Genomic DNA, 19,570 nt, shown 5'->3' with positions numbered 1-19,570 from the left:
GGCTTTCTGATCGATGGAATCCTTCCCTATGCAGGTAACGTCAACCCCGCTATCCGATGTCCGACTGGTTGTGCCGAAGCGGTTCGGCGATGCGCGGGGATATTTCGTCGAAACCTGGAACGAGCAGGCTTTCGCCCTGAACGGCCTGGAACGGCGCTGGGTCCAGGACAACCAATCCCTGTCCGCCACGCCGGGCACGGTGCGCGGCCTGCATTACCAGCTCGATCCCTTTGCGCAGACCAAGCTGATCCGGGTGCTGACCGGACGCATCCTGGACGTGGCGGTGGACGTCCGCCGCGGGTCGCCGACCTTCGGGCAGCACATTGCGGTGGAACTGACCGCCGGCGGGCTGGAACAGCTCTTCATTCCGGCCGGCTTCGCGCACGGCTTCTGCACGCTGGAGCCGGACACCACGGTCGCCTACAAGGTCGACGCTCCCTATTCGAAGGAGTGCGAGCGGGCGATTCTCTGGAACGATCCGGCGCTCGGGATCGACTGGCCGGCCCTGGCCGGCGCGTCGGTTTCGGACAAGGACGCGGTGGCGCCGCGGCTGGCGGACGCGACGGATCTGTTCGACATGCGGCCTGCATGACACCGGCGTTCGTCCGGTGCCGAAGTTCTTGACGGTTCTTTTCTGACGGTTCGATGGCGCTTTTGAAAGCGCAGCAGGGGGAATGGTATGCGCATATTGGTGACGGGCGGTGCGGGCTTCATCGGCTCGGCCTTCATCCGCTGGGTCCTGGCGAACACGACGGCCTCGGTCGTCAACGTAGACAAACTCACCTACGCCGCGGATCTGGAAAGCCTGGCTCCCTTCGCGGGGAACCCGCGCTACGCCTTCGAACAGGTGGACATCTGCGACGAGGCGGAACTGCGCCGCGTCTTCGCCGATCATCGCCCCACGGCGGTCATCCATCTGGCGGCGGAAACCCATGTGGACCGTTCCATCGACGGCCCGATGGCCTTCGTGCAGACCAACGTCGTCGGCACCGTCACCCTGCTGCGCGTCTCGCTCGACTATTGGCGCGGGCTGGAGGGCGAGGCGAAGACCGCCTTCCGCTTCCACCACGTCTCCACCGACGAGGTGTTCGGCACGCTGGGCGACGACGGGCGCTTCTCGGAGACCACGCCCTACGCGCCCAATTCCCCCTATTCGGCCAGCAAGGCGGCGTCCGACCATTTCGTGCGCGCCTGGCACGAGACCTACGGGTTGCCGACGGTGGCCAGCAACTGCTCGAACAACTACGGCACCTGGCAGTTTCCGGAAAAGCTGATCCCGCTGATGACGCTGAAGGCGTTGCAGGGCCAGCCCCTGCCGGTCTACGGCAGCGGCCTGAACGTGCGCGACTGGCTGTATGTGGACGACCACGCTTCGGCGCTGTGGACCATCCTGACCACCGGGCGGCTGGGCGAGAGCTACAACGTCGGCGGCGACAGCGAGCGCCGCAACATCGACGTGGTGCACGCCATCTGTGATCTGGTGGACGAACTGGCCGGCCCGCTGCCCGGCGGCCCGCGGCGGGGGCTCATCACCCACGTCACCGACCGGCCCGGCCACGACCACCGCTACGCCATCGACGCCACCAAGCTGAAGACCGAGCTGGGCTGGACGCCCGCCGAGACCTTCGAGACCGGCATCCGTCGCACGGTCGCCTGGTATCTGGACAACCGCGCCTGGTGGGAGCGTCTGTCCGCCGGCTACGCCGGCCAGCGTCTCGGCGTGGCCCCCGCCGCCGAAGGCACCCATGGCTGAGTCCGCATCCCACACCCGGACCGTTCTCGTTTTCGGTGCCAACGGCCAGGTCGGCTTCGAGCTGCTGCGCGCCGCCTGGGCTCCGGGTCTGAGCGCCGTGGGGCTGGACCGTGCGTCCGGCGACGTCACCGACGCGCAGGCGGTGGCCGCGGCCATCGCCGCCCACGGCCCGGCACTGGTCGTCAACGCCTCGGCCTACACCGCGGTGGACAAGGCGGAGAGCGAACGGGACGCGGCCTTCGCGGTCAACCGCGACGGCCCGGCCAATCTGGCCCGCGCCTGCGCCGCCGCCGGGGTGCCGCTGATCCACATCTCCACCGACTATGTCTTCGACGGGACCAGCAAGACCACCCCCTGGAGCGAGGACGATCCGGTCGCCCCGCAGGGTGTCTACGCCGCCAGCAAGCTGGCCGGCGAGGAGGCCGTGCGGAACGCCCAGCCCGACCATGTGATTCTGCGCACCGCCTGGGTGTTCGGGGCGCACGGGCACAATTTCGTCAAGACCATGCTGCGGCTGGCCCGTGAGCGGGACGAGCTGCGGGTCGTCGCCGACCAGCACGGCTGCCCCACCCCGGCGGCGGCCATCGCCGCGGCCATCGCCGCCATCGCGCAGGCGCGGCTGGGCGGCGGGGGCTGGACGCCCGGCACCTTCCATTACGGCGGAGCGCCGGCCACCACCTGGCACGGCTTCGCCAACCGCATCGTCGAACGCGCCGCCGACCGCATCGGGCGCCGTCCGACCGTGACCGCCATCACGACCGCCGATTTCCCGACACCGGCCCGGCGGCCCGCCAATTCCGTCCTCGACACCGCGCGTCTCGGCCAGGCCTACGGCATTCCGCCGGCGGACTGGATGACCGGCCTCGACCGGGTGCTGGACGACATTCTCGACGAAACCCAGGGCGTGGGAACGAAGGCATGAAGGGCATCATTCTGGCCGGCGGGTCCGGCACGCGGCTTTATCCGCTGACGCAGGTGACCAGCAAACAGCTCCTGCCGGTGTTCGACAAGCCGATGATCTATTATCCGCTGTCGACGCTGATGCTGGCCGGCATCCGCGACATCCTGATCATCACCACGCCGCAGGACCAGGAGCAGTTCCAGCGCCTTCTGGGCGACGGCAGCCAGTGGGGCATTTCGCTCACCTACGCCGAGCAGCCGAAGCCCGAGGGGCTGGCCCAGGCCTTCATCATCGGACGGGAGTTCGTCGGCTCGGATGGCGTCTGCCTGATCCTGGGCGACAACATCTTCTTCGGTCACGATCTGGAGCCGGCCCTGGTCCGCGCCGCCGGACGGACGGACGGGGCGACCGTCTTCGGCTACCATGTGCGCGACCCGGAACGCTACGGCGTGGTCAGCTTCGACGCCGAGGGCCGCCCCAACGCCATCGAGGAAAAGCCGGCCCAGCCGAAGTCCAACTACGCGGTCACCGGCCTTTATTTCTACGACAACAGCGTCCTGGACATCGCCGCGACGATCAAGCCTTCGCCGCGCGGCGAGCTTGAGATCACCGACCTGAACAACGTCTATCTCGAACAGCGCCGCCTGGCGGTGGAAAAGCTGGGCCGCGGCTACGCCTGGTTCGACACCGGCACGCACCAGTCCCTGCTTCAGGCCGCGGAGTTCGTTCAGACCATCGAGGCCCGCCAGGGCCTGAAGATCGCCTCGCCGGAGGAGATCGCCTGGCGCAAGGGCTTCATCGACGGCGAACAGCTCGCCCGCATCGCCCGCCCGCTCGCCAAGAGCGGCTACGGCAGCTACCTGCTGAACCTGCTGATCGAGTAGCCGCTGTCCGGGCGCCGGAGCACACACCATGACGGTGTGCGTCGAAGGCTTCCTCGAAAGCGTCGGCCCGTGGGTGACGGGATGGGCGTGGCTGCCAGCCGATCCCGCCCGGCGGCTGCGCCTGTCACTCCTGCTGGACGCCGGCTCCGGGAACGTCCTGCGGCTGGACACGCTGGCCGACCGAGACCGCGGCGACCTGCAAGCCGCCGGCAAGGGGGACGGGCGCTACGGTTTCGCCCTGGCGGTTCCCGACGCGCTCGCGGCGCGCGAGCATGATGTGGACGTGCGGCTGCACGGTTTCCCCGACCTTCGCCTGAGCGGCGCCCCGCGCCGCGCCATCCCCGCGCTCGGCCCCGTCACGCTTCGCGCCGTGCACCCGGAAAGCGGCGATGTGGAACGGCTGCACGATTTGCTGGCCGGCATGGTCCGTCTGCAAGGCGGTTGCGTCTCCGCCGTGCCGGACGCCGAGACCATCCGCTCCTGGCTCGCCACGCCCGGACGGGACGGAGCGGAGCGCGGCTGGCTGGTGGCGGAACGGAACGGGCGTCTTGTCGGGCATTGCCGGATCGGGCCGGACTGGCCGGCAGCACCGGGGTCGGGCGGGCTCGCCCTGGGCATCGAGCTTCACCCGGATGTCCACGGCCACGGCCTGGGCCATGCCTTGATGCGGGCGGCGGAAGGCTGGGCGACCGGGCGCGGCGTCCGGCTGGATCTGGCGGTCCTGCCGCACAACGCCCGTGCCTTGGCCCTGTACCGCAAACTGGGCTACGCCGACCTCGGGGCCGTTGTGCATCCGGCCACGGGCGAGATCCACCGCCACATGGCGCTGCCCCTGCCGCCGCGCGGCGCTCCGCGGGGCGGCGTCATCCTCGTCCTGTAAGCGCGCGGAACGGTCAGGCTTCGCCGGCGGCGCGCGGCCGGTCCCCGGTGTTGGGTTCGGATGCATTGGACGGCGAGGGAACCGGCAACCGTTCCATCAGCGCCTTGGCGCGCTCATCGCCGAGCGCCGCCCCCCGCTCCAGCCAGGCGCGGGCCTGCATGAAGTCCTTGCGATCGCTCCAATGGCCGTACAATTCGCCAAGCGCCGTCATCGCCGCCGGCTCCTTCTGATCGGCGGCGGCGGTCAGCCAGCGGATCGCTTCCACGATGTCGCGCTCCCCGCCGAGACCCTGCATGCGGAAACGGCCCAGATTGACCATGGCGCCGGTATGGCCCTGTTCGGCAGCCTTCAGCGACCACAGGGCGGCAGCGGCATAATCCTGCGGCACGCCGTCGCCGGCCGCGAGCGCCGCCCCCAGGCGGAACTGGGCCAGCACACTGCCCTGACCCGCCGCGCGCTCCAGCCACTGGATCGCGCCCACCGGGTCGCGCGGAACGCCCAGACCCAGGCTGTGCAACATGCCGATGTTGTAAACCGCATCGGTGTTGCCCTGGTCGGCGGCCCGGCGGAACCAGTCGAGCGCCCGGTCGTAATCACGGGTCACGCCGCGCCCTTCGGCGTAGAAGGTGCCGATACGCAACTGCGCCTGAGGGTCGCCCTGCCCGGCCGCCCGCTCCAGCCAGCGGGCGGCTTCCATCTCGTCGCGCGGCACGCCCGATCCGGTGAAATACATTTGGGAGATGATCTTCTGGGCCTCGCGGTGGCCAAGCTCTCCCGCCGCGCGGTACCAGGTCGCGGCGTCGAACAGATTGGGCTGCATACCGCCGCCCCGGCTGTTCAGGTGGCCAAGCTGCAGCATCGCTTCCGCGTCGCCCTGCACGGCGGCCTTGCGCAGCCAGGTCTCCGCGAGGTGTGGATCGGCGGGCACGCCCAGCCCGCGCGCGTAGAGCAGGCCGATCGCCCTTTGCGCGGCCGCGGCACCGGCCTCCGCCGCCTTGCGGAACCAGTTGGCCGCCTCGGCATGATCCTGTTCGACGCCCAGCCCCGCAGCGTACTGGGTGCCGATGTAGTACCAGGCCATGACGTTCTTCTGCTCCGCCGCCTTGCGGAACCACTTGTGCGCCTCGACGGGATCGGGGGGGCCACTGTAGCCGCCACCCAGCAGGGTTCCCAGCCCGAGCTGGGCCGCCGCATTCCCCTGTTCGGCAGCGGTACGGTACCAGCGCTCCGCCTCCGCATAATCGGGGGCGATGCCGAAACCGGAAGCGTACATGTAGCCGAGCATGGCTTGGGCGCCGACGACGCCGCCCTCGGCGGCGGCCCGCGCCCAGCGCAGCGCTTCCTTGTAGTCCTGCTCGATCGTCAAGCCGTTGGGGAAGAGAACGGACAGCGCCTCGTCGGTCGGCACGATCCCCTTGGGTTGACCGCATCCGTAATAATAGATCTCGGCCAGCCGGGCCTGGGCCTCCCCATGCCCCTGGTCGGCCGCACGCCGGTACCAGCCGACCGCGTCCACGGCGTTGCGCACCACGCCTTTCCCCAGATCGTACAGGCGGCCAAGGCGGTACTGCGCGGCGGCGTGGTCGGCCTTCGCCGCCGGCAGCCACGCTTCGAGCGCCGCCTTGTAGTCCTCCCGATCGTGCGCCTTGACCCCGCGCTCGTAATCGTCGTCCGGCGACGTGGAGCCGAACAGCCGCCCCGCGGCTTTGATGAGGTTGCGCATCGGCCTCACACCCTTTCCCTCGATCCCGGCTTTCCCTGATCCCGCGGGGAGCGCCGTCTCCGTTACGGCTCGCGCATGCCTTCCGCCCGGCTCTTCAGTGCCCCCTCGACGAGATAGGCGATGATGGTCCGGTTGCCGACCACGATGTCCGCCATCAGGGGCATGCCGGGCACCAGCCGGAAATCGGAGGGCACGTCGCGCAGGTTCACCTCGATCAGCTCGATCTTCGCGCGGAAGAACGGGCGCGGGGCCTGGCTCTGATCCTCGCGGCGGGTGAAGGAGTCCTCGCTGATCGTCCGGACCACGCCCTTCGCCATCCCGTGCTCGATAAAGCGGTAGGCGTCCAGCTTGACCTGCACCGAATCGCCCGGCTTGACGAAGCCCTGGTCGATGCCGGCGATTTCCGCCTCCACTTCAAGCTTCGCGTTCAGTGGCATCAGAGTGTAGATCGGCTGAGCCGATTCCACCACGGACCCGACGGAGTACTTCCCGACCTCCAGCACCACGGCGTCCTCCACCGCGCGCAATTCGACCAGGTCGCGCCGCTTCTGGGCCTTGGACAGCTCCTCGCGGACGCGCTCCAGATCGACCTGACGGGCGGACAGGTCGGTCAGCACCGTGCTGCGCCACTGCTGGATATAGACCTCCCGCTCGGCGCGCAGGGCCTCCAGGTCATGCGTGGAGGTGCGGATGGCGTTCTCGCTGAGGCCGAGGTTCCGCTCCGTCTCCACGCGGGTGTCGCTGGCGACCAGCGAGTTGAGGCGGCTGCCGGTCTGGTTCTTTTCCAGCGTCCGGCGCATCTCCTCGATCTCCCCGACGATCTTCAGGCGGGAGCGGTAATGGTCGGCATCGGCCCGGCTGCTCTTGATCGTGGACTGCAGGGTCGCCATGCGCTGGTCGAAATTGGCGAGCTTGGCCGCGTATTCGGCCTGACGGTACTGCCAGATCGACTCCTGAAGGATCATGTCCTGATCCTTGCTGGCGACCTTGAAGGGCACGCCCTCGGCTTCGGCGCCGAGGCGGGCGATCTCCGCCGCGAACTTGGACGCCTGCCGTTCCAGTTGGGCGACGTCGGCGGCCGAGAAGGTCGGATCGAGCGTGGCCAGCACGTCGCCGCGCCGCACGGTCTGGCCCGCACGGACGTTCAGGCTGCGGATGATCGAGATCTCCAGCGGCTGCACGACGATGGTCGGCGACTGGGAGACCACGCGCCCCGTCGCGCTGACGACGCGGTCGAGCTTCATGACCGACGCCAGCACGATGAACAGAACCACCATGGCGGCAAGCGCCCACACGGCGAGCCGGGCCTTGAACGGCTCCGGAGCGCCGGTGATTTCCGCGGTTTCCCCCTGGAAATCGTTGATGGCCTGCTCGGCGGCCAGATCAGGCAGTTGCGGCCGGCGTAAGAGGAGCGCGGTCATGAGTGCTTCCCGGAGAAAGGTGGCGGTTCTGCTGGAACCAGAGGTGCCGGTAAACGTCGCAGCGCTGGAGCAGTTCGTCGTGCTTGCCCATGTCATAGAGCTTGCCGCGCTCCAGCACCATGATCTGGTCGCAGTTGACCAGAGAGGCGAGGCGGTGGGAGATGACGATCATCGTCCGGCCCTGGGCGATGCGCGTCAGGTTGTTGTTGATGATCGCCTCGCTGTCGGGGTCGAGCGCGCTGGTCGCCTCGTCCATGATGAGGACGCTCGGGTCGACGAGAAGCGCACGGGCGATGGCGATGCGCTGACGCTGCCCGCCCGACAGGTTGGCCGAGCCTTCCTCGATCATCGTCTCATAGCCGCGCGGCAGGCGCTCGATGAACTCCTCCGCGCCGGCGAGCCGGGCGGCCCGCATCACCTCTTCCAGGCTGGCGCTGCGGTTGGCGGCCATGATGTTCTCGCGGATCGTGCCGTTGAACAGGAAATTGTCCTGCAACACCACGCCCAGGTTGGAGCGCAGATGGCTGAGGTCGATCTCGCGCAGGTCCACGCCGTCGATCTTGATCAGGCCCTCGTAATTCTGGTGCAGGCCCTGGAGCAGGCGCGTCACCGTCGTCTTGCCGGAGCCGGAGCGCCCCATGACGCCGATGACCTGGCCGGCCTTGATGGAGAAGCCGACGCTGTCGAGCGCCGGGTTCTGTGCGCCGGGGTAGCGGAAGCGGACCTCGGAGAAGGTGATGTCGCCCTTGATCTCCGGACGCACGCCCTGGCGGCCCGCCACCTGCTCGGGCTCCTGGTTGACCACCGACGCGACCTGGGCGATGCCGCCGCGCACCTCCTGGAACTGCTGCATCAGGCTGGCGATCTGCACGAAGGGCTGGGTGGCGCGGCTGGCGATCATGCTGAAGGCAACCAGCGAACCGCCGTAGACGACGGCGCCCTCGCCGATCGCGAGATAGGCGCCGAGACCCAGCGAACCGGCGTAGATCATTTTCTCCAGCGGCTGCAGGATGGTCTGCGGCTGGTTGGAGAGAAGCTGCATGTTCGTGTTGGCACGCACGGCCTCGGCCACCCGCACGTCCCAGTCGAGCCGCTTGCGCCCTTCCAGGGCGAGCGACTTGACCGTGCGCATGCCGTGCAGCACCTCGATCATGAAGGAGCCCTTGCGCTGCTCCGCCACGACGACCTTGCCGTATGCATGGGCCAGTGGGCCGATGTAGACGACGACCACCAGGCCCATGATGAAGGCGATGGCCAGAACGTAGAAGGCCAGGGGCGCGCTGAGGACGAACATCGCCGGGATCAGCACGACCAGCGTCATGGAGTCCAGAAGCGTCCCGAACAACTGCCCGGTCAGGAAGTTGCGGACGCGCCAGATCTCGTTGAGCTTGTAGCTGATGACGCCGGTCGGGGTCCGTTCGAAGAAATCGATCGGCAGATTGATCATCCGATCGAAGATGTAGGTGCTGATGCGGGCGTCCACCCTGGCTGTGCCGATCGCCACCAGATAGCGCCGCAGATAGCCGAAGAGGGTGTCGAACAGCAGCAGGAAGGCGATGCCCGTCAGCAGCACATACAGCGTCGACAGCCGTTGGTGGACCAGCACGCGGTCCAGGATGACCATGAAGACCAGAGGCGGAATCAGGGCGAACAGACTGAGGATGAGGGCCGAAATGCCGACGTCGCGGAAAATCTTCTTTTCGCGCAGAATCTGGCCCATCAGCCAGGCGAAGCCGAACGGCCGCTCCTCGTCGCTCATCCGGTAGCGGCGCTTGACGAAGATCGCCTCGCCGTCCCAGACCGACTCCAGCCGCAACTCGTCCACGGCGACGCAGGCCTGGTCATGGCTGAGGGGGTCCTGCAGCATCGCCGCCGGCGCGCCGCCGTCCTTGCGGAAGGCGACCATCACCATGGTGCTGCCGTCGCGCAGCCGGAGCAGGAGCGGCAACGCCTTGCCCAGGCGGGACAAATGCTTCCAGCCGAGCTTGGCCGAACGGACGGTCAACCCATTGTCCTCGGCGATCTTCAACAGGGTCGCCGAGGATGGCTCCCCTGCCTCGATGCCGTAATCGCGCCGCATCTTCTCGACGGACAAATGCAGCCCATGATGCAGAGCCACGACGGCGAGCGCATGGAGGCTGGTGGTTCGCGTAGCCTCCGAGGAAGCTTGTTGTGAATCGGCGGCGGTCTTGCTCTGCATCTGGCCCCTGTGCCCCAGTCGCTCTTCCGGTGGCCTCACCGGCGGTGCCGACTGTACTGTACCACCTTCATCCGATACAAGCGTTGCGCTCGGAGCGCTCAATTTGAGCGAGCCCGACAGGAGCAGGTGGATGAAGATCTCGGTTATTACGATTTGCCGGAATGTCCATGACGGCATAGGCCGCACACTGGAAAGCGTTGCACAGCAGTCTTACCAGAACATTGAGCATATCGTCATCGACGGGGCTTCGACCGACGGAACGCTGGATATCCTAAAAAATCACCGGCACCGTCCGGCGGTCCTGATCTCGGAACCCGACGGCGGCATTTATGATGCGATGAACAAGGGTCTGGCACGGGCGACCGGGGATCTGATCCACTTCCTGAACGCCGAGGACTGGTTCTACGACGCCCGCGCGGTCGAGAACGCGGTGCGCTTCATCGAACGGCATCCGCAGGGGGACCTCTTCTATGGGGACATCGAGGTCCGCCTGCCGGAGGGCGGGTCCGTCATCCACACCCCCCAGGAGGCCGACAAGGCCGCGGAAGCGATGGTGTGCGGCTGTTTGCCGCACCAGGGGACCTTCGCGCGGCGGGCGGTGTTCGATCGCACCGGCCCCTTCGACACGCGGTGGCGGGTCCACGCCGATTACGACTGGTTCCTGAAGGCCATCGCGGACCCCTCGGTCACGCTGATGCACATGCCGGTGACGGTGGCGTCCTTCGGGCTGGGCGGCACCTCCAGCAACCTCGCCAAGGGCCAGCCGGAGGTCTACGCCATCCAGAACGCCCTGCCCTTCTACCAGTCCGAGGCGTGGCTGCGCCGGCGGATCGAGCTGTATCAGGAAAGCTTCCTGGCGGTCCGGCTGGAGAACGCCGAACTGAAGCGCCGGCTCGCCGAGGCCGGGACCGGCGGCCTTCCCCATATTCCCTGGCGCCGGCTGGCCCGCGGCCTTGCACGCCGCGGACGCGACCGGTTGCGGCGGTTGCTGCGCCGCCTCCGGCAGGGCTGACGCGGCGCCCGCCCGAAGCGAACATCCGTTCGCTTCGGCTTCGAACCGCCTCAGCGGCCCGCGGGCAGGCCGCGCAGGGTGCCGGTGTCCAGCTTCTCCAGATACCAGCGGTAGGTGCGCTCGAACCCTTCGCGCAGCGGGGTCGGGGCGCTCCATCCCATCCCGGCCAGCCGGCTGCACTCCATGATCTTGCGCGGGGTGCCGTTCGGCTTGGACGGGTCGAAACGGAAGTCGCCCTCATAGCCGATCACACCCGCCAGCAGTTCGGCCAGACCGCGGATGGATATCTCGTGGCCGGAGCCGAGGTTGACTTGCGGCTCGCCCGAATAATGCTTCGCCAGGAAGACCAGCCCGTCGGCCAGATCCTCGACGAACAGGAACTCGCGCAGCGGGCTGCCGTCGCCCCACAGCTCGACGCTGGCGGCACCCTCCGTCTTGGCCCGGTGGATCTTGACCATGAGGGCGGCGGCGACGTGCCCCTGCTCGATGTCGAAGTTGTCGCCGAAGCCGTAGAGGTTGGTCGGCATGGCCGAGATGAAGTCGCAGCCGTACTGCCGGCGGTAGGCCTGGCACATCTTGATGCCGGCGATCTTGGCGATCGCGTACCACTCGTTGGTCGGCTCCAGCGGGCCGGTCAGCAGCGATTCCTCCGGAATGGGCTGCGGCGCCATCCGCGGGTAAATGCAGGACGACCCCAGGAAGACCAGCTTCCGCACCCCGACCTGCTTGGCGGCGTGGATGATGTTGGTCTCGATCGCCAGATTTTCGTAGAGGAATTCGGCCGGGCGGGTGCTGTTGGCGTGAATTCCGCCGACCAGGGCGGCGGTGAGGAAAACGACGTCCGGCCGCGCCTCTGCCATCCACGCCTCGACCTCGGCCTGACGGCGCAGATCGACCGTCTCGCGGCCCACGGTCAGGATTTCGCAGGGTTCCCGCTCCAGCCGGCGAACGACCGCCGAACCCGCCATGCCGCGATGCCCCGCGACCCACACACGTTTGCCGTCCAGGGGGAAGGCTGCCGTACCCGTCGTCATCCGATCACTCGTCTCCGCCTCGCTGCGGCGGTTCGCCGCCCGCGTTGTGTTTGTGATACGCTGCCAGCACCTCGTCAACCGGGCCGATGCGCACGACCGCGCCGCGTTCCAGCCAGAGGGCCTTGTTGCACAGCCGCTTCAAAACCTCGTCCACATGGGAGGCGACGACCATGATGCTGGACCGGTTCACGAAGCCTTCGGCCCGGCGCTGCGCCTTTTCCAGGAACTGGGTGTCGCTGACCGCGATCCATTCGTCCATCAGCAGGATTTCCGGATCGACCGCGGTCGCCGCGGCGAAGGCCAGCCGCAGCGTCATGCCTGCCGAATAGGTGCGCACCGGCAGGTCGAGATAGTCGCCAAGCTCGGTGAAGGCGGCGATGTCGTCCATCTTGGACTCGATCTCGTCTCCGTCGATGCCGAAATAGGCGGCGCGCATCCGGATGTTGTCATAGCCCGACGCGTCCATGTCCAGCCCCAGCCCCAGGTCGAACAGAGGCGTGACGCTGCCCTCGACGCGGATGCGCCCGGCGGTCGGTTCGTATACGCCGGCCAGAACGCGCAGCAGCGTCGTCTTGCCGGCCCCGTTGCCGCCGACCAGCCCGACCCGGTCGCCGTGCTCCAGCGTCAGGTTCAGGTTGTTCAGCGCCTTCACGGTGATGCGGTGGTGCGCGTCGTGCTTCAGCGCGCCGCTGGTGGAGGTGCGCAGCAGCGTCTTCTTCAGGGAGCGCGCGCTTCCCTGATACAGGACGAAGTCGACCGAGACGTTGTTCAGGTGGATCGAAGCCATCTCAGAGCCAATAGGCGATGCGTTTGCGGAAGCGGGCGAAGCAGGCGAAGGTGAAGGCCCAGCCGGCGGCGGCGAACAGCAGACCGGCCACCCAGCTTTCCCAGCCCGGCACATGGCCCATCAGCGGCGCCCGGATGACCTCCAGCAGGTGATAGAAGGGGTTCAGCACCATCAGATAGCGGCGGTCGCCCAACAGCTCCGGCTTCCACATGACCGGCGTCACGAAGAACAGGAGCTGGATCACGCTGCCGATGATCGGTGGCACGTCGCGGAAACGGGTGCAGATCATGCCGAGCAGCAGCATGATCCAGCCGGCGTTCACCAGAAGCAGCGCCAGCCCGGGCACCGCGAGGAGGCCCGCCGCCCCCGGCCAGATCCCGAAGATCAGCGCCACCACCGCGAAGATCACGATGTTGTGGCCGTAGATGATCAGGTTGCGCCACAAAGCCCGCAGGATGTGCACCGACATCGGGATGCGGACGTTCTTGATGAGCGGTTCCAGCTCGATGAAGCTGATGCAGCCTTCGTTGAGGAAGGAGGCGATGAGGGTCCAGGTGGCCAGCCCGACCGCCAGAAAGGGCAGATAGCCCTCCAGGTCCAGCCGGAACAGCGTGCCGTAGATGAGCCCCAGGCTGGCCACCATGACGGCCATGCTGAGCGTCAGCCAGAAGGGCCCCAGGACCGAGCGGCGGTACCGCTTGCGGATGTCGTGCCAGCCGAGCCGGCTCCACAGCCGCCAACGCAGGGCTCCTTCCCTGAGATCGTCCCAGGCCCGCGCCGCCTCGCTGCGGTCTCCGGAGTCGTAGATGGCCCCGCTCCTACGCCGGGCGGCGGAGCCGGGAAAGCTCTCGGTGGTCATCTCTCGCAATCCACTCAAAACCGGGCCGGCGGGGCGGGAAAGCCACGGGCGGCAGCCCTGCGATCCCAGGCGGGAATGGGCCGGTTCTATACTCCGATCCCGGCCGCCTTCACAGTCCCCTCTCCTGGCCCCTCTCTCAGCCCACGTCCTATGGCGACGCCAGGGCCAGTTCCGCCTCGATCAGCCGGCTGACGAGATCCGGCATAAGGGTTTCGGCCTTCCAGCCCAAACGGGCCGCGGCCTTGGCCGGGTTGCCGACGCTGCAATGAATGTCCATCGGCCGCAGGTTCGTCGCGCCCTGGACCACATGCTCCCGCCAATCCATGCCGAAATGCGCGAAGGCCGTCCGGACGAAATCTTCCAGCGCATGCATCCGGCCGGTGGCGATGACGAAGTCGTCCGGCTCATCCTGCTGGAGCATCCGCCACATGGCGTCCACATATTCCGGCGCCCAGCCCCAGTCGCGCGCCACCGCGAGGTTCCCCAGCTCCAGCGTCTTCGCCCGGCCCTGCGCCACCGCGATGGCGCCGCGGACGATCTTGCGGGTGACGAAGCGCGCCGGCCGCAGCGGCGACTCGTGGTTGAACAGGATGCCCGAGCAGGCGTAGAGCCCATAGGCCTGCCTGTAGTTCGCAACCATCCAGTGCGCCGCCGATTTGGCGACGCCATAGGGGCTGCAGGGGCGGAAGGCGGTCGCCTCGCCGGCCGGCTCGTCCAGGGTGTTGCCGAAGCTCTCGCTGGAGGAAGCGTGATAGAAGCGCGTGTCCACCCCCAGGAAGCGGATGGCCTCCAGGATGTTCAGCGTACCGTTCAGGATGCTGTCGATCGTCTCGACCGGCTGCTCGAAGGACAAGCCCACCGCCGACTGGGCCGAGAGGTTGTAGATCTCGTCGGGCTTCACCGCCCGGATCACCTGCACGATGCTGCGGAAATCGTGCAGGGTCGCCGAATGGACGCTCACCCGGTCGCGGACGCCCAGGATCGTCAAATTGCGGAACGACGCGATCTCGCAGTCCCGCGAGGTCCCGTGGACGGTGTAGCCGCGGTCGAGCAGATGCCGGGCGAGATAGCTTCCATCCTGCCCGGAAATCCCGAAGATCAGTGCGGTCCGCGCCACGGCGGCGGCTCCGGCGGGATCAGGCCGGTCGTCCCGCCACCTCGCGCTCGCAGCGCGCGAGGTCGCTCGACACCATCTCGCGCACCAGTTCCGGGAAGGTGGTGGTGTGCTTCCAGCCCAGCTTGGCGTGGGCCTTGGACGGATCGCCCAGCAGAAGGTCCACCTCGGTCGGGCGGAAATAGCGCGGATCGACCTCGATCAGCACGTCGCCGGTCGCCGTGTCCACGCCCTTCTCGTCCACGCCCGTACCGCGCCATTCGATCTTGCGGCCGACATGGCCGAAGGCCAGCTCGACGAACTCGCGGATGGAATGGGTCTCGCCGGTGGCGAGCACGTAATCGTCGGCCTTGTCCTGCTGCAGGATGCGCCACATGCCCTCCACATAGTCGCGGGCGTGGCCCCAGTCGCGCTTGGCGTCCAGGTTGCCGAGATAGAGCGTCTTCTGCAGGCCGAGCTGGATGGCCGCGACGGCGCGGGTGATCTTGCGGGTGACGAAGGTCTCGCCGCGGGTCGGGCCTTCATGGTTGAACAGGATGCCGTTGGAGGCGTGCATCCCATAGGCCTCGCGGTAATTCACCGTGATCCAGTAGGCGTAGAGCTTGGCCGCCGCGTAGGGGCTGCGCGGATAGAAGGGCGTCGTCTCCTTCTGCGGCGTCTCCTGCACGAGGCCGTACAGCTCGGAGGTGGAGGCTTGGTAGAAGCGCGTCTTCTTCTCCAGGCCGAGGATGCGGATCGCCTCCAGCAGACGCAGCGTGCCGAGGCCGTCGGAATTCGCCGTGTATTCCGGCGTCTCGAAGCTCACCTGCACATGGCTCTGGGCGGCGAGGTTGTAGATCTCGTCCGGCTTCACCTCCTGAACGATGCGGATCAGGTTGGTCGCGTCGGTCAGGTCGCCGTAATGCATCCGGAAGCGGACGTCCCCCTCGTGGACGTCATGGTACAGGTGCTCCACACGCTCCGTGTTGAACGAGGACGAGCGCCGCTTGACACCGTGGACGGTGTAGCCCTTCGCGAGCAGAAGCTCCGCGAGATAGGCGCCATCCTGTCCCGTGACGCCCGTGATCAAAGCAACCTTGCTCAACGCTCGCTCCTATTTTTTTCTAAAGGGTTATCTCAAATTCGCTCCGGGCGGTATGGCGCCGGCTCGATGAGCGACGTTCCACTGGCACTAAGCAGTTTTCCCAAACTCCGCCCGCGCATGGGCAAAGTTGGAAATTTGCAACCGCGGCTCCCTTATACGGGCGTTGCATGAGTGCGCGGATCATGCGCACACGTCAACCTCTTTGCTTCCCAGTTTCAGAATTTTGAATGCCCGACTCCGGGGCAGCACACCGCTTCCGGAGCAGATGCCTATGAAAGACAGCGCCTCATGCCGGCTTCGGGACCACGCGTTCCAACCAAGCGCGAAGCTGGTCGATGTTCACCTCGAAGGAGCATTGATGAACCTGATCAATATTCCCCTGCGGCACGCCAAAAAATGCATTGTACGATTGTCCGCGCATAGCAGCCAAATCCCAATAGAATGGCTCGCCCCACCCATTCGGCGCAAGATGGAGAATGTGCCCGTCCGGAGGACAGAAGACTGTGTTGGTCATTGCCGCCCCCATGATACCAACAACATGAGAGGCTTCGTGAAAGGCCTGTCTTTGTTGGGAGAAGCTCAGTCCTTCCGGGAAGATTTCTTCGAACCCATACTCCGCGAGGATGAACTTGACGGCGTCGTTGTTCGTGATATGGCGAGGATGCGATGTCGAGCGGTTCACAAACAGCCTGCGCCGGTCCTCCCTGAGCGATGACGCTCCGAAACGCTCGTTGCAGATCGCAAGCAAGTGGGCAAGTGCCTGCGGATGCTTGAGAATGGGGTGATAAGATACGGGCGTCGCATAGTACAAATTATCCACGAAGACCAGATCTTCGACCGGCAGGAACATCGGCTTGACCATTCCCGGTTGCGAGCGCCCCAACGCGACCCCATCGGCACGCACCGCATCGATCCGGTCGCCCAAGGACGACATCAGCGCAGTGATCGGTGTCTCCTCCGCGATGAACTCCATTGCTTTGATCGTCGGCAGATCATCAATGAGCCAGTGGCCATAGTTGGAGGAACCGACCGACCCGATGAACAGGAACGCGTTACCGTCTGGGTCGATGCTCCTGCTTTCGCCTTTTCGGCTCGCCCGAACCGCCATCTCCCGCCCTTTGACCGGACGATCAACCGTACGAAGCATTTCGTAGACCGGAATCAAAGTTCCATTGTGAACGACGAAGACGACGTTATCGTAAATTGCCGCCTGCCGAATCCGGACCAATACCGAGGCCGCTATCTTTGAGAAAAAATCGTTAAAATGCCTGTAATTATCCTGTATCAGGCGGATGAATGCCTCATCCGATCCAGCCAGGAGATCTGGCATTGGGCGCGTAACGGGGGATGGAGGAAACAGCTCCGCCACAACCTGGACCGCCCCGTTGCAAGCACCCGCTAAATCCAGCAGCGAGGGCAACGGAACCTCGCCATCGTAAAAGCCCCCGTCTCGGTAAATCTGCTCCGCTGCAACGGAGAACATCGCGCGCCAGTCGTGTCCGTCTGCCACATGCGAGGTTGGAGCATCACTCATTTTCCAAGTCCCTTTTCATACCCCAATCCCAAGCCCAATACAGGATGAGGTAAACTGCACTCAACCTGTCGTCAGAGAACGGGCAAACTTCATGGCGGCACCAACGACTTGATGCATATCGTAATAGCGGTAATCGGCCAAACGTCCTCCAATATGATAATTTTTGAACTCTGCAATTCGCTCACAATATTTGCGATGGAGAGTCTCATTGTGCGGACTATTCACAGGGTAAAACGGAATGTCTCCAGGCCGCCAAGCTGTCGGATATTCACGAGAAACAATTGAAACTGTCGAATTCGTAGGGCTGAAATGGCGATGCTCAATGCGCCGGGTATAAGGCACATCCTCATCACCATAGTTGATAACCGCATTACCCAAAACATTCTCAGATTCGAACCGATCATGTTCGAAACGAAGTCCGCGATACTCCAAGACCCCGAGGTCATAGCCAAAAAATTCATCGAGAGCGCCGGTGTAGATGACGTGCTTTGCTTGGGCCGCCAATTCGGTGCGGCTATTTAGGAAGTCTACGGACGTGTCAACCTTAATGTCACGCAGCAATCCCTGGATTAATTTTGTATATCCGCCGTCTGGAATTCCTTGGTAAGTGTCATTGAAGTAATTGTTGTCATATGTAAATCGAAGCGGCAATCTCTTGATGATCCAAGGGGGGAGTTCCTTAGGGTCTCTTTGCCACTGTTTCGTCGTATAGCCGCGGATTAGCAGGTCATAGATAGTTTTCCCAACCATCGACAACGCCTGCTCTTCCAGATTCCTCGGCTCGCGGTCGAGAACAAGACGCTCCTGCTCAATAATCGCCCGAGCCTCGTCCGGGCTCGTTACGCCCCAGAGTTGATTAAATGTGAACATATTGAACGGAAGCGAATACAGCTTGCCCCCTGAAATCGAAACCGGCCGATTGACAAAGGGGCGGAACGACGCAAAGCGATTGACGAAGTCCCAAATTTCCTGATTTGAGCAGTGGAAGATATGGGCGCCATAGCTGTGTATAACGATACCTTCCCGCTCTTCCGTGAAAACGTTCCCACCGATATGACTGCGTCGCTCCACCACTCGGACCCGCCGACCAGAATCGGCGAGAAGCCGGGCACACACCGCTCCATAGAGGCCAGAACCAACAATCAAGTAATCGTACATTTATAGTATCTGCCTTCACATCAACACGGTGGCTTGCGCGCTCTGGCTGGAGCCACCTCGAAACCACCCCCTCGCACGGGGAGCAAGACATAGCAGCATCGCTGCCGTTCGGCGAGGCGCTTTGTATGTCAACAGCCGATTTCCGTCAGAACAGATTTCGCGCCTGCAAAAAGAACTCCTCGCGCTCACTCAGGATCTTTCGCCTATAATATTCAAAGGCATCAGAGTGATCGTCGAAGTTCTCCATGATGTCACGCACAAGATCGATAACCTTGGCAGCATCCTGCTCAGGGTCCTCAACTTTGTACTTCCCAGGAATAGAAATGTCTTCAAAATGTCTCGCCGCGCCGCGCAACCCGGTGATTACGCAGCACCCAGAGATTGCCGCCTCACGAGGCATTCGATCCTTTCCAGGATGATATCCGAAATCCATGTAGATCTTTGAAGTTCGGAAAAAAGACCAGACCTCTTCGGATGTCAGGCCAATCAATGGCTGCCAGATAAACTCCGGTGCCATTTCCGCAAGTTTTTGCGCAGGCGCAGCTCCTTTATGGTTATAAAGAATGCGATTGACACGCTTATCAGACGGAGACGGCACAAAGTAGTTGGAGCCGATGAAGTCAAAAAGCGGATAGACTTCATTAATCCCATGATTCCTCAGTGAAACCTTTGCGTATTCTGACTGCACCAAGTGACGACAATCATGGCGATGGAAATTATCCCACCCGCCGGACGCATGCACGAATGATAGAGCATTGTCATAGCTAAGCCACCAGAAATACTTCTGCAAGTGTTCGCCGAACTGCAGCCAATAAGACCAAACTTCCGGCAACACTATGATGTTTTCCGGAGCATCGATAATGTCATAAGTGTAAGGCACGCCGTACTTCATGTAATCTGGAACAATCGGGTCATCAAACTTCTTAAATTCATAAACGTCATGCAATCCATTTGCAGATCGCTTCTTCTGGAGATCTGGAATCTCACAATTAATATACACCATATATGCGTTTTTACCGAGAGATCGCAAAGTGCTGCCCAATTGATGAAGCGCTTCCGGACCACCCGTCCGCCCCTTCGGCATGCAGAAGATATAAATATTTCCAACTTTATTTGATGGATATTTCACGATCCGCCTCGTCAACCTTTAGAAAAAATTCCGCATGACAAAATAAATTAAATTGCAGCGATGTCAAGCTTAACAACAGGCGAGACGCAAAGCTGAA

17 protein-coding genes are annotated in these 19,570 nt (G+C 64.4%); 6 read left to right on the top strand and 11 right to left on the bottom strand.

All coding sequences use genetic code 11. The annotated features are described in order from the left end of the window. Positions 1-13: 13 nt before the first annotated feature. The 5 genes from rfbC to QSG27_RS05215 all read left to right on the top strand — a co-directional run bounded on the left by rfbC (position 14) and on the right by QSG27_RS05215 (position 4,418). Entirely contained in the window at positions 14-592 is a 579-nt protein-coding gene (rfbC, locus tag QSG27_RS05235; protein ID WP_456062061.1) for a dTDP-4-dehydrorhamnose 3,5-epimerase, read from the top strand. 87 nt (positions 593-679) lie between these two features. Further along, positions 680-1,753 (top strand): dTDP-glucose 4,6-dehydratase, encoded by a 1,074-nt coding sequence (gene rfbB, locus QSG27_RS05230; protein WP_306704081.1) that lies wholly within the window; start codon positions 680-682, stop codon positions 1,751-1,753. Beyond that, positions 1,746-2,675, top strand: coding sequence for a dTDP-4-dehydrorhamnose reductase (rfbD, locus tag QSG27_RS05225; RefSeq protein WP_306704080.1), 930 nt, complete (start codon positions 1,746-1,748; stop codon positions 2,673-2,675). Before rfbB ends, rfbD begins: the two co-directional genes overlap by 8 nt. Further along, a complete protein-coding gene (rfbA, locus tag QSG27_RS05220; RefSeq protein ID WP_306704079.1) occupies positions 2,672-3,538 on the top strand; it encodes a glucose-1-phosphate thymidylyltransferase RfbA in 867 nt (288 codons plus the stop codon). Before rfbD ends, rfbA begins: the two co-directional genes overlap by 4 nt. A gap of 28 nt (positions 3,539-3,566) precedes the next feature. Then, positions 3,567-4,418 carry a GNAT family N-acetyltransferase gene (locus tag QSG27_RS05215; protein ID WP_306704078.1) on the top strand — a complete coding sequence of 284 codons (852 nt, stop codon included), beginning with the start codon at positions 3,567-3,569 and terminating at the stop codon, positions 4,416-4,418. Between the two features lie 13 nt (positions 4,419-4,431). On the opposite strand, the gene QSG27_RS05210 is transcribed toward QSG27_RS05215, so the two are convergent. The 3 genes from QSG27_RS05210 to QSG27_RS05200 all read right to left on the bottom strand — a co-directional run bounded on the left by QSG27_RS05210 (position 4,432) and on the right by QSG27_RS05200 (position 9,762). After that, positions 4,432-6,141, bottom strand: a complete 1,710-nt coding sequence (locus QSG27_RS05210) for a tetratricopeptide repeat protein (RefSeq protein ID WP_306704077.1) — start codon at positions 6,139-6,141, stop codon at positions 4,432-4,434. Between the two features lie 62 nt (positions 6,142-6,203). Next, complete coding sequence (locus QSG27_RS05205) at positions 6,204-7,562, bottom strand: HlyD family type I secretion periplasmic adaptor subunit (protein WP_306704076.1); 1,359 nt, start codon at positions 7,560-7,562, stop codon at positions 6,204-6,206. Next, on the bottom strand, positions 7,525-9,762 hold the full coding sequence (locus QSG27_RS05200; protein WP_306704075.1) for a peptidase domain-containing ABC transporter: 2,238 nt from the start codon (positions 9,760-9,762) through the stop codon (positions 7,525-7,527). Before QSG27_RS05200 ends, QSG27_RS05205 begins: the two co-directional genes overlap by 38 nt. 130 nt (positions 9,763-9,892) lie before the next feature. Between QSG27_RS05200 and QSG27_RS05195 the strand changes: the two genes are divergently transcribed. After that, on the top strand, positions 9,893-10,774 hold the full coding sequence (locus tag QSG27_RS05195) for a glycosyltransferase family 2 protein (RefSeq protein WP_306704074.1): 882 nt from the start codon (positions 9,893-9,895) through the stop codon (positions 10,772-10,774). Between the two features lie 50 nt (positions 10,775-10,824). Here QSG27_RS05195 and QSG27_RS05190 read toward each other — a convergent pair whose 3' ends face one another. From QSG27_RS05190 to QSG27_RS05155, 8 genes are all read right to left on the bottom strand, one after another. Beyond that, the gene (locus tag QSG27_RS05190; protein WP_306704073.1) at positions 10,825-11,808 is read right to left on the bottom strand and encodes a GDP-L-fucose synthase family protein; all 984 of its coding nucleotides are present in this window, start codon (positions 11,806-11,808) and stop codon (positions 10,825-10,827) included. 4 nt (positions 11,809-11,812) lie between these two features. Further along, entirely contained in the window at positions 11,813-12,595 is a 783-nt protein-coding gene (locus QSG27_RS05185) for an ABC transporter ATP-binding protein (protein WP_306704072.1), read from the bottom strand. Between the two features lies 1 nt (position 12,596). Continuing rightward, positions 12,597-13,454 carry an ABC transporter permease gene (locus tag QSG27_RS05180; RefSeq protein ID WP_306704071.1) on the bottom strand — a complete coding sequence of 286 codons (858 nt, stop codon included), beginning with the start codon at positions 13,452-13,454 and terminating at the stop codon, positions 12,597-12,599. Between the two features lie 148 nt (positions 13,455-13,602). Continuing rightward, positions 13,603-14,571, bottom strand: coding sequence for a GDP-mannose 4,6-dehydratase (locus QSG27_RS05175; protein WP_306704070.1), 969 nt, complete (start codon positions 14,569-14,571; stop codon positions 13,603-13,605). 19 nt (positions 14,572-14,590) lie between these two features. After that, a complete protein-coding gene (gene gmd, locus QSG27_RS05170) occupies positions 14,591-15,652 on the bottom strand; it encodes a GDP-mannose 4,6-dehydratase (RefSeq protein ID WP_306704069.1) in 1,062 nt (353 codons plus the stop codon). A 286-nt stretch (positions 15,653-15,938) separates the two neighbouring features. Next, positions 15,939-17,186 carry a glycosyltransferase family 61 protein gene (locus QSG27_RS05165; protein WP_306704068.1) on the bottom strand — a complete coding sequence of 416 codons (1,248 nt, stop codon included), beginning with the start codon at positions 17,184-17,186 and terminating at the stop codon, positions 15,939-15,941. A gap of 60 nt (positions 17,187-17,246) precedes the next feature. Further along, positions 17,247-18,344, bottom strand: coding sequence for a UDP-galactopyranose mutase (gene glf, locus QSG27_RS05160; RefSeq protein ID WP_306704067.1), 1,098 nt, complete (start codon positions 18,342-18,344; stop codon positions 17,247-17,249). 145 nt (positions 18,345-18,489) lie between these two features. Next, entirely contained in the window at positions 18,490-19,473 is a 984-nt protein-coding gene (locus QSG27_RS05155) for a hypothetical protein (protein WP_306704066.1), read from the bottom strand. Positions 19,474-19,570 lie beyond the last annotated feature (97 nt).

The organism is Azospirillum isscasi, assembly GCF_030849505.1.
GTDB lineage: Bacteria > Pseudomonadota > Alphaproteobacteria > Azospirillales > Azospirillaceae > Azospirillum > Azospirillum isscasi.
This window is presented reverse-complemented; position numbering and strand designations above follow the sequence as displayed.

Coding starts and splice junctions, on each gene's coding strand:
- QSG27_RS05200 (WP_306704075.1), bottom strand. CDS start 9,762: ATGCAGAGCAAGACCGCCGCCGATTCACAACAAGCTTCCTCGGAGGCT.
- QSG27_RS05215 (WP_306704078.1), top strand. CDS start 3,567: ATGACGGTGTGCGTCGAAGGCTTCCTCGAAAGCGTCGGCCCGTGGGTG.
- glf (WP_306704067.1), bottom strand. CDS start 18,344: ATGTACGATTACTTGATTGTTGGTTCTGGCCTCTATGGAGCGGTGTGT.
- QSG27_RS05165 (WP_306704068.1), bottom strand. CDS start 17,186: ATGAGTGATGCTCCAACCTCGCATGTGGCAGACGGACACGACTGGCGC.
- QSG27_RS05195 (WP_306704074.1), top strand. CDS start 9,893: ATGAAGATCTCGGTTATTACGATTTGCCGGAATGTCCATGACGGCATA.
- QSG27_RS05190 (WP_306704073.1), bottom strand. CDS start 11,808: ATGACGACGGGTACGGCAGCCTTCCCCCTGGACGGCAAACGTGTGTGG.
- rfbA (WP_306704079.1), top strand. CDS start 2,672: ATGAAGGGCATCATTCTGGCCGGCGGGTCCGGCACGCGGCTTTATCCG.
- QSG27_RS05210 (WP_306704077.1), bottom strand. CDS start 6,141: ATGCGCAACCTCATCAAAGCCGCGGGGCGGCTGTTCGGCTCCACGTCG.
- QSG27_RS05180 (WP_306704071.1), bottom strand. CDS start 13,454: ATGACCACCGAGAGCTTTCCCGGCTCCGCCGCCCGGCGTAGGAGCGGG.
- QSG27_RS05205 (WP_306704076.1), bottom strand. CDS start 7,562: ATGACCGCGCTCCTCTTACGCCGGCCGCAACTGCCTGATCTGGCCGCC.
- rfbB (WP_306704081.1), top strand. CDS start 680: ATGCGCATATTGGTGACGGGCGGTGCGGGCTTCATCGGCTCGGCCTTC.
- rfbC (WP_456062061.1), top strand. CDS start 14: ATGGAATCCTTCCCTATGCAGGTAACGTCAACCCCGCTATCCGATGTC.
- QSG27_RS05185 (WP_306704072.1), bottom strand. CDS start 12,595: ATGGCTTCGATCCACCTGAACAACGTCTCGGTCGACTTCGTCCTGTAT.
- rfbD (WP_306704080.1), top strand. CDS start 1,746: ATGGCTGAGTCCGCATCCCACACCCGGACCGTTCTCGTTTTCGGTGCC.